Origin of the sequence: Novosphingobium sp. (assembly GCF_037133355.1) — a bacterium.
In the GTDB taxonomy this organism is placed as follows: domain Bacteria; phylum Pseudomonadota; class Alphaproteobacteria; order Sphingomonadales; family Sphingomonadaceae; genus Novosphingobium.
Genome location: NZ_JBAXOI010000008.1, coordinates 99,456 through 112,575, shown reverse-complemented (window position 1 = coordinate 112,575; position 13,120 = coordinate 99,456). Strand labels below are relative to the sequence as shown.

11 protein-coding genes and 1 tRNA gene are annotated in these 13,120 nt (G+C 67.4%); all 12 read right to left on the bottom strand.

Going from position 1 to position 13,120, the window contains the following annotated elements; all coding sequences use genetic code 11:
* Positions 1-15: 15 nt before the first annotated feature.
* Positions 16-1,071 carry a GTPase ObgE gene (gene obgE, locus WCL10_RS10110; RefSeq protein WP_336895507.1) on the bottom strand — a complete coding sequence of 352 codons (1,056 nt, stop codon included), beginning with the start codon at positions 1,069-1,071 and terminating at the stop codon, positions 16-18.
* Between the two features lie 197 nt (positions 1,072-1,268).
* A tRNA-Ala gene (locus tag WCL10_RS10105) sits at positions 1,269-1,344 on the bottom strand.
* 200 nt (positions 1,345-1,544) lie between these two features.
* Complete coding sequence (locus WCL10_RS10100) at positions 1,545-2,261, bottom strand: hypothetical protein (protein WP_336895506.1); 717 nt, start codon at positions 2,259-2,261, stop codon at positions 1,545-1,547.
* A 119-nt stretch (positions 2,262-2,380) separates the two neighbouring features.
* Positions 2,381-3,124: a Bax inhibitor-1/YccA family protein gene (locus tag WCL10_RS10095; RefSeq protein ID WP_336895505.1), complete on the bottom strand. Its 744-nt coding sequence runs from the start codon at positions 3,122-3,124 to the stop codon at positions 2,381-2,383.
* Between the two features lie 176 nt (positions 3,125-3,300).
* Positions 3,301-4,071 (bottom strand): pyrroline-5-carboxylate reductase, encoded by a 771-nt coding sequence (locus WCL10_RS10090; RefSeq protein ID WP_336895591.1) that lies wholly within the window; start codon positions 4,069-4,071, stop codon positions 3,301-3,303.
* A gap of 103 nt (positions 4,072-4,174) precedes the next feature.
* On the bottom strand, positions 4,175-4,678 hold the full coding sequence (locus tag WCL10_RS10085) for a YbjN domain-containing protein (RefSeq protein WP_336895590.1): 504 nt from the start codon (positions 4,676-4,678) through the stop codon (positions 4,175-4,177).
* Between the two features lie 154 nt (positions 4,679-4,832).
* Positions 4,833-7,139, bottom strand: a complete 2,307-nt coding sequence (locus WCL10_RS10080; protein ID WP_336895504.1) for an SPOR domain-containing protein — start codon at positions 7,137-7,139, stop codon at positions 4,833-4,835.
* 139 nt (positions 7,140-7,278) lie between these two features.
* The gene (ftsZ, locus tag WCL10_RS10075) at positions 7,279-8,763 is read right to left on the bottom strand and encodes a cell division protein FtsZ (protein ID WP_336895503.1); all 1,485 of its coding nucleotides are present in this window, start codon (positions 8,761-8,763) and stop codon (positions 7,279-7,281) included.
* Between the two features lie 142 nt (positions 8,764-8,905).
* The gene (gene ftsA, locus WCL10_RS10070; RefSeq protein WP_336895502.1) at positions 8,906-10,189 is read right to left on the bottom strand and encodes a cell division protein FtsA; all 1,284 of its coding nucleotides are present in this window, start codon (positions 10,187-10,189) and stop codon (positions 8,906-8,908) included.
* Positions 10,190-10,199: 10 nt separating this feature from the next.
* The gene (locus tag WCL10_RS10065) at positions 10,200-11,213 is read right to left on the bottom strand and encodes a cell division protein FtsQ/DivIB (RefSeq protein ID WP_336895501.1); all 1,014 of its coding nucleotides are present in this window, start codon (positions 11,211-11,213) and stop codon (positions 10,200-10,202) included.
* A 3-nt stretch (positions 11,214-11,216) separates the two neighbouring features.
* Positions 11,217-12,161: a D-alanine--D-alanine ligase gene (locus WCL10_RS10060; RefSeq protein ID WP_336895500.1), complete on the bottom strand. Its 945-nt coding sequence runs from the start codon at positions 12,159-12,161 to the stop codon at positions 11,217-11,219.
* On the bottom strand, positions 12,158-13,078 hold the full coding sequence (gene murB / locus WCL10_RS10055) for a UDP-N-acetylmuramate dehydrogenase (RefSeq protein ID WP_336895499.1): 921 nt from the start codon (positions 13,076-13,078) through the stop codon (positions 12,158-12,160). The genes WCL10_RS10060 and murB overlap by 4 nt, the downstream gene beginning before the upstream one ends.
* Positions 13,079-13,120 lie beyond the last annotated feature (42 nt).

Below are 13,120 nucleotides of genomic sequence, written 5' to 3'. Positions count from 1 at the left end.
GGTTTCGTGGTCAGTTCAGATCGGCGACCACGGCGTATGGTCTGCAGCATCTTCCACTTCGCCGTCGGGCCGCTCGGTCATTGTCGCGGCCGGCAGGTGCTCGAGGACGGCGTCGAGGAGGGCGCTTAGCCCCTTGCCGGTCGCGCCGGAGATCGGGAACACGCGTTTGGCACCGGCGGCGCGCAGTTCGGCGCGGAAGGCCTTGACCAGTTCGGTATCGGCAAGGTCGATCTTGTTGAGCGCGATGAGCCGGGGCTTCTCATCAAGCCCTTCGCCATAGGCTTCCAGCTCGTCCTGGACGATATGCATCGCCTCGGCAGGATCGGTGCCGTTGATGTCGATGAGGTGGATCAGCACGCGGCAGCGTTCGATATGGCCGAGAAAGCGATCGCCCACACCGGCCCCTTCGGCGGCGCCGGCGATGAGGCCAGGAATATCCGCCAGCACGAATTCGCGGTTCTTGTGGCGCACCACGCCAAGCTGCGGGCGCAGGGTGGTGAAGGCGTAATCGCCGACCTTCGCCTTGGTGTTGGTGATCTGGTTGATGAAAGTGGACTTGCCGGCATTGGGCAGGCCGACAAGGCCGACGTCCGCAAGGAGCTTGAGGCGCAGCCAGACGTACATTTCCTGGCCCGGCCAGCCGGGGCCGGATTGGCGCGGCGCGCGGTTGGTGGAAGTCTTGTAGGACAGATTGCCGCGCCCGCCGTCGCCGCCGCGCAGAAGGACGACGCGGGTGCCTGGCTCGGTCAGGTCGAGCAGCACGGTCTCGCCGTCGTCATCGATCACCTGGGTGCCGACGGGAACCTTGACGACAAGGTCCTTGCCGCCCGCGCCGGTACGGTTCTTGCCCATGCCGCCGGTGCCGCGCGGGGCCTTGAAATGCTGGGTGTAGCGGAAGTCGATCAGGGTGTTGAGCCCGGCCACCGCCTCGAACACGATATCACCGCCCTTGCCGCCATCGCCGCCATCGGGGCCGCCGTATTCCTCATACTTCTCGCGGCGGAAGCTGACCGCACCGGGGCCGCCGGCTCCCGAACGGATGAATATCTTGGCCTGGTCGAGAAAATGCATGGGACGATACTAACGGAAAGAGGATGATTTGTCCCGACCCGCTGGCAGACAAGACCAGTATGTCGGAAATTGGGCTCAGGCAGAGCCGAGAATGGTGCCGTTCGAGAACCGGAGCGGAGCGGCCTTCATGGCCGTGAGCACCGGAAGCGCAGAACGGTGCCGTTCGCAGGCCTGCATAAGGCCAATTTACGGCATACTGGTGGAGCCGAGGGGGATCGAACCCCTGACCTCGTCATTGCGAACGACGCGCTCTCCCAGCTGAGCTACGGCCCCGTTCCCAGTATCCTCCGGCAATCGGGCGAAAGGCCCTCCTGTCGGGAGCGCGGCCCTTAGCCCAGCCACGCGGCGCTTGCCAAGTGCTAAATGAAAGCACGGGTCTCTCGCAGAGACGGCGCGATTGACGGCGAACTCGCTCTGGCAATGCCAGCGATGCTTGCGCCCTTCCTTCCCGCTGCGTCAGTGCGAGAAGGCGTTCAGGGCGTTCCCGCCGTCGGCGCCGCAGCGGGCGGTCCGTACTTGGCATTCCATTCGGCGAGGTCGATCCGATACTTCTCGTAGCGGCGGTAGAAATCGTCGTAGACGATCTCGATGCTCGGCAGGCTGCGCACCGCGAAAGCCTCGAGCTCGGCAGGCTTGACCCCGGCCATGTCGCCGCTGACCGCAAGTGAGGCATTGCAGAAGTCGCGCATTGCCGGGGGCAGCGCGAAGTGGTTGTAGACCGAGGTCATGTACGCCTCGCGCGGGGCGGTGAACTTGGCGCCGAAGCGGGCCTTGAACTCGGCATCGACCTTCCTGTTGGTGGCGCTGAGCGCCTTTGCGTAGGTCTTGAGGAACGCCTTGTAACGGGGCAGGATCTCGGCGTGCGCGGGCCCGTTGCAATTGAGCGCGGCGACATTCAAGGCCGAGCGCAGGTTCCATAGCATCTGGGTGGGCGAAATTCCGCGGTTGACCGACTGGCGCAGACCATCGGCATCGAGCGGCGGAATGGCGAGATTGTCGCTCGCGCCCGAGGGCGGAACCGGCTTGGGCGGCGGCGGAATATAGGGCTTGGGCGCCGGCGGGGGCGGCGGCGGGGGTGGCGGCGGAGGCGGAGCCGCGCAGCTTGCCAGCGCGGCAGCGAGCACCGCGGCGGGCAGGAAGCGCGCGAGCATCGGGAAGAGCGGCGCCGGTGAGCGCGGTTGGCGGTGCATGCGAATATGTCCCCGGAAAGGTCGCTGCGGGCTCTAGAGCCTTTGCCGCGCAAAGAAAATGCCCGGCGAGCCGGAAGGCCCGCCGGGCACGGCGATGTGATCGGTTTCCCGACGTCAGCTCAGCGGCGTTCGCCCATGAAGCGCAGCAGGAACATGAACATGTTGATGAAGTCGAGGTAGAGCTCGAGCGCACCGAGCACGATCATCTTGCCCATGAAATCGGTGCCAGCGACCTGATCATACATCAGCTTGAGCTTCTGCGTATCGTAAGCGGTGAGGCCCGCGAAGATCAGCACGCCAAGGAAGCTGATGCCCCAGGCGAGCGGCTCGGACTGCAGGAACAGGTTGAGCAGGCTGGCGATCAGGATGCCGACAAGACCCATGAGGAGGAACGTGCCGAAGCCCGAAAGGCTGCGCTTCGTGGTGTAGCCATAGAGGCTGAGGCCCGCAAACGCGCCCGCCGTGGCGAAGAACGTCGCCGCGATCGAGGCGCCGGTGTAGCGGAAGAAGATCGACGAGAGCGAAAGGCCCATCGCCACGCTGAAGGCCCAGAACATGCCCTGCATCGTGGTCGTCGAGAGGCGGTTGACGCCAAAGCTCATGATCATGACGAAGGCAAGCGGCGTGAGCGCGACGAGCCAGCGCAGCGGCGTGCCGAACACCGCCTCAGCCATGCCCGAGGTCGCGAACAGCAGCGCGACGATGCCCGAAAGCAGCACGCCCGAGGCCATGTAGTTGTAGATCGACAGCATGTAGCGGCGCAGACCCGCATCATACGCGGCACCGCGCCCTGCGAGACCCGCCGCAGCACCGAAGCCTGCCGGGCTCCAGCCCGAGGGCTGGGGGTCGTTCCAGTTTGCCATGACTTTCACAAACTCCAAGTGTGGCCCGGAATGGGCCGAGTGCGCCCAATATCGCCCCAAAGCCAAAGCTTTTCAAGCGCGCGACCCATAACCGAGTGTATCAAAGCGTAATAAGCTGCGGTTTTCGCCAAAATAGGGACTGTCCCTGGTTTTGGCCCTGGTTTTGGCCCTGTTTCCTAGCCTTGGCTTCTTGCCGCGCGGGTCATTTCGGCGCTGTGATCGCGCGCGCCGCGCAAGGTATCGGTGAGCAGTGCCAAGAGGCGCCCCTCGGCATCAAGCACGTCGAGCCCGACTTGGGTGACGCCGCCGGGGCTGGCGACGCGGCGGGCAAGCTCGCCCGGCGCGTGGGGAGAGGCGGCAGCGAGCGCGGCCGCGCCCTCGACCATGGCGAGCGCAAGCCGGTCGGCCTGGCTGCGGGGCAGGCCGAGCGCGGAGGCAGCCTCGGCCAGCGCGTCGATGAAGCGGTAGACGAAAGCGGGGCCCGATCCGGCGAGCGCGGTGACAAGGTCCATCTCGCCTTCCTCGCCCAGCCATTCCGCAGGGCCGAGTGGGGCCATCAACGCCTCGGTACGTTCACGCGCTGCCCCCCCGGCATCACCGAACAGTGCGATGGGCGACTTGCCGATCGCGGCGGCGAGGTTGGGCATGACGCGCACGATCCCCGCAGCCCGCGGGAAAAGCGCGTGCAGGGTGGCAAGATCGACACCGGCAAGGATCGAGAGCAGGAGCGTGCCCTCACCCACATGGGCTGCGAGCGCTGCGGCGGACTGGCCAAGCTGCTGCGGTTTGAAGCCGAGCAGCACGACATCCGCAGGCTCCGCGCCCGCAGGGGGGTCCCGCAGCAAGGTGACCCCGGCAGGCGCTTCGGCCAGCAGCGGATCGACAACGGTGAAGGCGGCAGGATCAAACCCGCCGGCGAGCCAGCCCGCAAGCATCGCGCCGCCCATGTTGCCGCAGCCGAACTGGAGGAGGGAGAAGGTCACGTTGCATTTCTCGCCTGGAAGGAAGGACCTGCCCCCTCCCGCAATCGGGATGGGAGATCAAGGGGCTTCAGGCCTCGCCCACCGCATCCACCAGTGCGCTGGCAAGGGCTTCGGCGGGAGACTTGTCGCCCCACAGCAGGAACTGGAAGGCGGGGTAGAAACGGTCGCATTCGTCAACCGCCGCCTCAATCGCGGTCTGCGCCTGGACGAGGCTGAGGAGGCCGTCATCGCCGAGCATCAGGCCATGGCGATAGAGTAGCACCGAGCCATTGGACCAGACGTCGAAGTGACCGAGCCAGACCTGCTCGTTGATCAGTGCCATGACCTCGTAGACCGCGCCCTTCTTCTCGTCGGGCACGCGGATATCGGGCAGGCAGAGGATCTGGAGGACGTGATCCTCGCTGCGCCAGATGCAGCGCAGCTGATAGCTTGCCCAGCTGCCCTGGATCTCGCCGTGGATCTCATCGTCCGAGACGAATTCACAGGGCCAGCCGCGCGCCTCGAACAGCGAGGCGAGCATGTCGACCGGCGCCGCATCGTCGCGTTCGCTGTCTTCGTGGCCGGTGCGCATCGCGTGTTCCTCAGGGCCCGGGTTGGCCTGAAACGTGCCATCGCGGAGCAAGGCGCGCCCGGCAATCGGGCTCGGTTTCGGGGCTGGGCAAAACTCGACTAGTCTGTTCATAAGCTGTGGAGAAGCGGTGGAGCGCCGGATGCACCCCCACCTGCTACTTCACCGCCATGCCATCCACCGCCTGCCCTGCCGGGCTGGTCCACTGGAAGCCGCTCACCCCGTCCTTGCGCAGTTGCCCAAGGAAGGCCTGCGCTTCGGCGTCGCTGGCAAAAGGTCCTGTCAGCAAACGGAAATTGCTGCGCCAGGGGGTGATGTAGGGCCTGCGGCCGCGAAGCGCGGCGGCCTCGCGCACAAGGTTCTGCCACTCCTTGCCCATCGCCTCGCGGTTCGAGCCGGTGAGCACCTGAACCCAGATGCGGCTGGCGTGGGCGGGCTCGGCCTTGCCGCCCTTGCCCTTTTGGGCTTTCGCGTTCTCGGGCGGGCACTGGCTGTCCTTGGCCGTCTTGCCCTTGGCTGCCTTGCCTGTCGCGGCCTTGCCCTTGGCCGCGGCCTTGCCCTTGCCGGGCTTGTCCTGGCAGTCGAGCGCGAGCTTGTCCTTGGCGGCCTTGGCTGCAGCGTCCTTGCTTGCCTTGTCCTTGCCGGCACGGGTTACCATCGGCTCGGCGACGTCCTCGCCACTGATGCGCGAAACGGCGGTCGGGCCATCGGGGCGTTCCCCGCGGTCCTTGGCGGCACGGTCCTTGGCGGCACGGTCCTTTGTCTTGGCGGAAGCGCCCTTGGCCGCCTGGCGCAGCGACTCGACCCGCGCGAGGTCTACCGCCTCAGTCGTGGCGGCCCCTTCCTGCTCCGGCGGCTTGTAGCCATCAAACGTGCGGCGGAAATCCGCAGGCGCCGCTGGAGCGGGCGCGGGTTGCGGGGCTGCCTGCTGGGCAGGTGGCGGCGACAGGGCCGCGGCAGGCGCAGGCGGCGGTGCAGCAAGCGCCAACTGTGTTCGGGGAGCAGTCGTCGGCGCGGCAGGGATCGGCGCAGGTGGCGGGGCGATTACCGGCGGGGGCGCGCTTACCGGCGGCGGGGCGGTCACCTGTGGCGCGGGCGACGGCGCAACCTGCGGCGCAGGCGCGGCGGCGAGCGGCGCGGAAGCGGCAGGGCGCGGGGCCAGCGGCGGTCCGATCGGTGTGCCCGGCGGCACATCAAGTTTCGAGAGCACGACCGGCTTCGCGGCGGCGGGAGGCGCTGCTGATTGCGGCGCTGGCAATTGCTGCTGGGCTTGCGGCTGAATTTGCGGCTGGGCTGGCGCCGCTGCCGTACGAGTACCGGCGGGAAGCCCCCAGGGAGCAGTGACAGCTGGCGGAGTCGGTGCGGGCGGGGGCGGCGGCGGGGGCGTCAGCGGTGCCGGGGGCGGCGCCGCTACGGCAACCGCGGTCTCGCGTCCGCTATCCTTGCCCGGCCGGCGGCGCTTGGCGCGCGAATCGCGATCGTCACGGCCGCGCGCGCCCAGTGCCTCGCCCTGCGGCACGAGCCCGGCGTCGACGCGCGGCGCCCGCGGATGCGCGAGTGCGTATTGCACGACTTGGGGATCATCACGCCCGATATCCGCCGCGCGCGGGAAGCGGCCGAGATTGGCCGCGGCCGCCTGCTGCGCCGGCGTGAGGCGCGGCATGTAGCGCAGATAGGGCGCAATCGCGGTGGCAAGATCGGCAGGCATCGTCGCGCGGGCAATGCCTTCGGCCTCGTCGCTCTGCCCGGCAATCGCCATGATAAAGGTGCGCACGCGCCAGGCACCCCGGTCCTGCCGCTCGAGCAGTGGCTGAAGCACGAGTTCGGCGCCGCGCCGATCTCCGGCTATCACGAGGCTGATGGAATAGCGCCGACTGGCCTCGTCGTTCGGACCCGCTGCAAGCGCGAGCTGATAATGGCGCTGCGCCGCGGTATTGTCGCCGATGAGATCGTAGGCAAGGCCGCGCTCGGTGGCCATCTCGGCACGGGGAAAACCGGTCTCGTCGGCCAGATCGAACCAGTGGATCGCCTCGAACGGCTGGCCTGCGCGCAACATGGCGACACCGATCCGCGCGCGAACTCCGCCGCTGCCGGGCGCGACCTGTTCGGCGCGGGTGAGGAAGCCGATCGCCGCATCGGTATCGCCCAGATCGAGCGCCGCACCGCCGGCATCGACCAGCGCGGCCATATCACGCGGATCGCGCGCCAGGCGGGCCAGCGCTGTATTGAGCGTGCGCGAGGGACTGATCGCGGTGGACTGCACCACGGGAATGGCGGTCGAGGGAACCAGTTCGGCGCCGTTGTTGCCGGTGGCGGCCGGGCGGGCCCCGGCTTGCCCTTGCCCCTGCGCCGAACTTTGCCCCGAACTCTGAGCCGCAAGTGGCACGGCGGCGCAGGCCAGCGCGGCACTCGGGGCAAGCCGGACCAGTGACCAGATCAGAGGGCGAACGAAGCGGCGGATCATCGGGCCGACCTTATCGCGGCATGAGGAGAAATGCTCGCCAAAACTTGCTGGGCAGCGGTCCGGCAGCGGTACAAGCAGGCGGCGCGCGGTGGCTCACCTGGCCGCCTCGCGCCGCGCAGCCAACCCCGCTTGCGTCGCCCTACTGGTTGTTCTGCCGCCCGAGGAAGCGCGGAATGTTGAGCGCGCTTCCGTGCTCTTCGGGCTCACCCTCCTCCTCGCCCACACGGCCACCGCCACGCGAGAGATTGGCCATGCGTTCGAACAGCGTGCTGCCCGGCGGATGGCGCGGTGCATCCCCTGCTGCCGGATCGGCGGAAGGGTTGGGCTGGGCGCGGCCAAAGCGCGGGGGAACCGGTTCGCTGTCCTCAAGACCAAGCGCCAACTCGCCGTTGTCACCGCCCGGAGACGCGGCTTCCTGGGCTTCCGAGAGATCGAGCGTCAGATCGAGCGGCTCATCCGCCTCGGGCTCGGGTTCGGCCAACTGGCTCGGCGCCATGCCGGGCGGCGGTGCAAAGGCGGGCGGCGGGCTGGCCGGTTCTACCGGGGCGGCGACCGGCGGTTCGACCGGAGCGGAGCGCGCCGGCATGCCGCCGGGAAATGCCGGACCGCGCACGCCGCCCATCATCGTCGGCCGCGCTGCACTCTCGGCCATCTCGGCGCTCTGTTCGATGCCCGTGGCGACGACCGAGACGCGGATCTTGCCATCAAGGTTCGGGTTGAACGCCGAGCCCCAGATGATGTTGGCATTGGGATCGACGAGTTCGCGGATGTGGTTTGCCGCCTCGTCCACTTCGAGCAGCTTCATGTCGTCGCCGCCGATGATCGAAATGATAACGCCCTTGGCGCCCTGCATCGAAACGCCGTCGAGCAGCGGGTTGGCAATGGCGCGTTCCGCCGCCTCGAGTGCGCGGTTGGGGCCTTCGCCCTCACCCGTGCCCATCATCGCCTTGCCCATTTCGCCCATCACCGAACGCACGTCGGCAAAGTCGAGGTTGATGAGGCCGGGCATGACCATGAGATCGGTGATCGAGCGCACCCCCTGCTGGAGCACTTCGTCTGCCAGCTGGAAGGCTTCCTTGAACGTTGTCTCGGCCTTGGCGACAAGGAACAGGTTCTGGTTGGGGATCACGATCAGCGTATCGACGTGCTTCTGCAGTTCGGCAATGCCCGATTCCGCCGCGCGCATGCGGCGCGTGCCTTCGAACAGGAACGGCTTCGTCACCACGCCTACCGTGAGCACACCCTTGCGGCGCGCGGCTTCCGCGATCACCGGCGCTGCGCCGGTGCCGGTGCCGCCGCCCATACCCGCCGCGATGAAGCACATGTGCACGCCTTCCAGCGCGCGCTCGATTTCGGCGATCGTTTCTTCCGCTGCGGCGCGACCGACTTCGGGACGGGCACCGGCGCCGAGACCCTGGGTCATGTCAGGGCCAAGCTGGATGCGGTTGTCCGCGATCGAATTGTTGAGTGCCTGCGCGTCGGTGTTGACGACGACGAAGTCCACGCCCTCGATCTTGGCGTTGATCATGTTGGCGATGGCATTGCCGCCCGCCCCGCCCACGCCGATGACGGTGATGCGCGGCCGCAGTTCGTCGATGGCTGGCGGTCCGATGTTGATGCTCATAGCGCTCTCCCGTGCGGGTCTGCGAGGGTCGGACAATTCTGCCCTGTTACAGGTTGATATCGCTTTGGCACGGAACGTTTGACCGAATCAAAGCTTCGACAGGTTTTTCCACAAGTAGGAATATGCAGCGCCGGCGCGGCCATCAGAAATATTCCCGCAAAGCGCGGTAGATTCGGCCAATCAGGCCGAACCCTCCGTACGATTTGGCCGGGTCCCAGGAATGTCCGATCTTGCGGATATCGACCGGATCGGCGGCGGCATAGAGCATGAGGCCGACGAGCGTGGAGGAGCTTGGCGTGGCATGGCCGGGCGGCAGGCCCAGCATCGTCGGCGGCGCGCCGATGCGCACCGGGCGGCCGAGCGCGGCCTGGGCATAGTCGGCAAGGCCGGGAAGCTGCGCGCCGCCGCCGGTGAGCACAACCTGCTGGCCGCGCTTGCCGCTGAAGCCAAGGGCCTTGAGCGCGCGGCCGACCTCGTCGGTGAACGCACCGAGCTGCTGGGTGATGACCGAGACCAGTTCGGCGCGCGGAATGCGGTTCTTGTCGTCGGCGTGGCGCGCCATGGGCCCGCCGTTCTCGGGATCGCCTGGGGCATTGACCGGGATCATCTCGCGGTGGTCCGCCGGGCTTGCCAGCGCGGAGCCCGCCATGCATTTCAGCCGCTCGGCCTGATAACGGCGGATGCCGAAGGCCGAAGCGATGGCATCGGTGATATCGCCCGAACCGAAGGCAATCGCCTGCATGCCGAGCAGCATGCCGCCGGCGTAGACCGAGACCGTGGTAACCTCGGCGCCAAACTCGATCAGGGCGACGCCCAGCTCGCGCTCCTCGGCAGACAGGCAGGCATGGCCAGCTGCGATGGGGGAGCCGACCACCGCCTCGACGCGCAAGTGCGCGTTCTCGACCGTTTCCTTGAGATTGCGCACAGGCGCGCCGTCCGCCAGCATGACGTGGATATCGACAGCCAGCCGTTCAGCATGGAGCCCCTTGGGATTGGGCACCCCGTCCGCGCCGTCGAGGGTGTAGTGCGCGGGCTGGGCGTGGAGCACGGTGCGGCCATCGGGCTGGATCACCTCACGCCCGGCGATCAGCAGGTGCTCGATGTCGTCGGCCTCGATCCGCCGACCGCCGATCTCGACCTCGACTTTGGCGGTGGTGCTGGCAAGCCCCGCGCCCGAGCAGCCGATCCACACGCTTTGCACGCTAGCATTGGCCATTTTCTCGGCGCGCTCGATCGCATCGCGCACCGAATGAGTGGCGGCTACCATGTCGGTCACGTAGCCGCGCTTGATCCCCTGCGACTGGCGGTGGCCCGAACCCATGACCACCATCTCGCCGCTCTCGGTCAGCCCGGCGATGATCGCCGAGACCCGGAATGACCCGAGATTGACGGCGGCAAAGACCTTGGTGATGCGGGGGGCGGCCATGGGGGCGGTATCAATTCTGCGCAGTCTTGGCGGCGGAAGCCTTTGCGGGGGCGGCCGAAGCGACGGAGGCGCGGGCGTTCTCGGTCTTCGCGGCAGCGGCATCGGCTTGCGCCGTGGCTTCCGCGTGCGCCGCAGCGGCCAACGCATCGGCGCGGCCGGGCACGCGCATGTAGATGCGCTCGGCGCTGCGCATGTCGAAGCTCGCCACCTTGCCGCCGAGCAGGCGGTCCACCCCGTCCATCCGCGCAAACGTCAGCAGCGCGCTCGCCGACTGGTCCTCGCCTTCGGGCAGCGCGAGCACCTGGCGGGTCTTGAACGTCAGGTTCCAGCGGCGCTTGCCGATCCATTCGGCCTCGGCCACCTGCGGCCGCAGCGCGGGCGCTGCATCGAGCAGGTGGATGAGATCGGGCACCTTCGCCTCAGCGCCATTGCCGGACAGGACCAGGAGCCCCCGGGCCCGCTCCGGGCTTACCGCTTCGAGCGGATGACCGGTCTCGTCGATCAAGGTCAGCTTGCCGTCCTTGCGCAGCACCGCATTCGGATTGCGCTCGATCACGTCGACCACAAGCGTATCGGGCAGCTGGCGCGAGACACGCGCGTCCTTGACCCAGGAAAGCTGGAGCAGTTCCTCACGCAGCGCGGCGATATCGAGCCGGGGCATGACCTGATCGCGCTGGCCGAGCACTTTCTCGTAGATCTTGAGCTCGTTCATGCGATTGACGCCGCGCACCTCGACCCGCTTGACCTCGAAGCCCGTTCTCGACGCGAGCAGCGCCGTCTCGGCTTCGGCTAGCGTGGGCAGCCCCGCCATGCTGGCGACAGTCCACGCCAGCACCGCCGCGCCGCCGAGGATCAGCGTCATGAGGATGCGGTGCAGCGTCTCCTCGCTGAAGGGAATCCAGCGCATCACGCTATCGAGCAGCGACCCGGTCTGGCGGCGCGCGGCGGTGACCTTGCGCTTGGTGCTGCTGGCCGCAGCCGCGCGGCGTACCCCTTTCCCGCCCCGGCGAATGGTCTGCGCCATGGCTCAGGCCTCCTTCTTCGCTGAGGCGAGCGCGTCGGCGACAATCGCCTCGACCAGATCGCCATAATCCATACCCAGCGCGCGGGCCTGTTCAGGCACGAGGCTGAGCGGCGTCATGCCGGGCTGGGTGTTGACCTCGAGCAGGAACAGCCCTTCGACGCCCTGCTCGTCATCCCAGCGGAAATCGCTGCGGCTCGTGCCCTTGCAGCCGAGGAGCTGGTGGGCGCGCAAGGCGATATCCTTGCAGGCCTCGGCGATTTCGTCGGGTATCTCGGCGGGGCAAATATGGTCGGTCATGCCGTCGGTGTACTTGGCGTCGAAATCGTAGAAGCCGGATTTAGGCTTGAGCTCGGTGACGAGGAGCGCCTTGTCGACGAGGACAGCCGTGGTGAGTTCGCGGCCGCGGATGAAGGGTTCGGCGAGGAGTTCGTCGAAGTGCTGCCATGGGCCGATGCTGTCGCGGCTGATCGGATCACCATAGTTGCCGCCCGCCGTGACAATGGCGACGCCGACCGAGGAGCCTTCGTTGACAGGCTTCAAGACATAAGGGCGCGGCAGCGGATCGCGGGTGTAGAGGTCTTCGCTCTTCACCATGCGCCCGCCGGGCATGGGCACGCCGTGCGGCACCAGCGCCTGCTTGGTCAGTTGCTTGTCGATCGCGATGACCGAGGTGGCGAGGCCGGAATGCGTGTAGGTCAAGCCCATCAGGTCCATCAGCCCCTGCACTGTGCCGTCTTCCCCCGGCGTGCCGTGGAGCGCGTTGAACACGACATCGGGCGCTGCTTCGGCAAGCTTTTGCGCCACATTGCGGCCCATATCGATGCGGGTGACGCGGTGGCCCTTGGCTTCGAGCGCATCGGCGACGCCTTTGCCGGACATGAGCGACACGGGGCGCTCGGCCGACCAGCCGCCCATGAGCACGGCGATATGGAGTTTTGGGAGAGTCATGGCCGGCCTACCCGCTGGATTTCCCATTGCAGATCGACGCCCGAAGCGCGGCGGACCTTGTCGCGGACCATTTCACCGAGCGCTTCGATCTCCGCGCTGGTCGCCTCGCCGGTGTTGATGAGGAAATTGGTGTGCTTTTCGGAGACTTGCGCGCCGCCGAGCGTCAGCCCGCGGCAACCCGCCTTGTCGACCAGTTCCCAAGCCTTCTCGCCATCGGGGTTCTTGAAGGTGCTGCCGCCGGTCTTGCTGCGCAGCGGCTGGCTCGCCTCGCGCGCGGCGGCGATGCGGTCCATTTCGGCCTGGATCGCTTGCGCTTCGCCCGGCACGCCCCGGAAGCGCGCGGAGACAACAATCGCGCCTTCGGGCAGCGCGGAGTGGCGATAGCGAAAGCCCATGTCGGCGAGCGGGACGTGGATCAACTCGCCGCTGCGCAGCACGACATTGCAGGTCAAGAGGATGTCCTTGACCTCGCGGCCATAGGCACCGCCGTTCATGCGGCAGAACCCGCCGACTGTGCCCGGGATCGAGCGGAGAAATTCAAGACCCGCAATGCCGTGATCTCGCGCGGTGGAGGAAACGAGAATGCCGCTCGCCCCGCCGCCGCAGGCCAGCGTGGTCTCATCCAGCCGCTCGACCGACGCAAAGGTCTTGCCCAGCCGCACGACCACGCCCGGCACCCCGCCATCGCGCACGATGAGATTGGAGCCGAGACCAAGCGCCATGACCGGCACCTTGGGATCGAGCTTGGCAAGGAACGCCTGCAGGTCTTCCTGATCGGCAGGTTCGAACAGCCAGTCTGCCGTCCCGCCCGATTTGAACCAGACCAACGGGGCCAGCGGGGCGTTCGGCGTGAGCTTGCCGCGAACGCTGCGCGAAAGGACTTCGACAAGTTCGGCACGAGCGGACAAGGGGGACATCTTGCCATCAAGGTCCGCTCGTCCCGAGCTTGTCGAAGGACC

What these genes read in the sequence shown, in the direction of transcription:
- WCL10_RS10100 (WP_336895506.1), bottom strand. Translation starts at nt 2,261, where the DNA reads ATGCACCGCCAACCGCGCTCACCGGCGCCGCTCTTCCCGATGCTCGCG.
- obgE (WP_336895507.1), bottom strand. Translation starts at nt 1,071, where the DNA reads ATGCATTTTCTCGACCAGGCCAAGATATTCATCCGTTCGGGAGCCGGC.
- WCL10_RS10065 (WP_336895501.1), bottom strand. Translation starts at nt 11,213, where the DNA reads ATGGCGCAGACCATTCGCCGGGGCGGGAAAGGGGTACGCCGCGCGGCT.
- ftsA (WP_336895502.1), bottom strand. Translation starts at nt 10,189, where the DNA reads ATGGCCGCCCCCCGCATCACCAAGGTCTTTGCCGCCGTCAATCTCGGG.
- WCL10_RS10090 (WP_336895591.1), bottom strand. Translation starts at nt 4,071, where the DNA reads ATGGGCGGCGCGATGCTTGCGGGCTGGCTCGCCGGCGGGTTTGATCCT.
- murB (WP_336895499.1), bottom strand. Translation starts at nt 13,078, where the DNA reads ATGTCCCCCTTGTCCGCTCGTGCCGAACTTGTCGAAGTCCTTTCGCGC.
- WCL10_RS10060 (WP_336895500.1), bottom strand. Translation starts at nt 12,161, where the DNA reads ATGACTCTCCCAAAACTCCATATCGCCGTGCTCATGGGCGGCTGGTCG.
- WCL10_RS10080 (WP_336895504.1), bottom strand. Translation starts at nt 7,139, where the DNA reads ATGATCCGCCGCTTCGTTCGCCCTCTGATCTGGTCACTGGTCCGGCTT.
- ftsZ (WP_336895503.1), bottom strand. Translation starts at nt 8,763, where the DNA reads ATGAGCATCAACATCGGACCGCCAGCCATCGACGAACTGCGGCCGCGC.
- WCL10_RS10085 (WP_336895590.1), bottom strand. Translation starts at nt 4,678, where the DNA reads ATGCGCACCGGCCACGAAGACAGCGAACGCGACGATGCGGCGCCGGTC.
- WCL10_RS10095 (WP_336895505.1), bottom strand. Translation starts at nt 3,124, where the DNA reads ATGGCAAACTGGAACGACCCCCAGCCCTCGGGCTGGAGCCCGGCAGGC.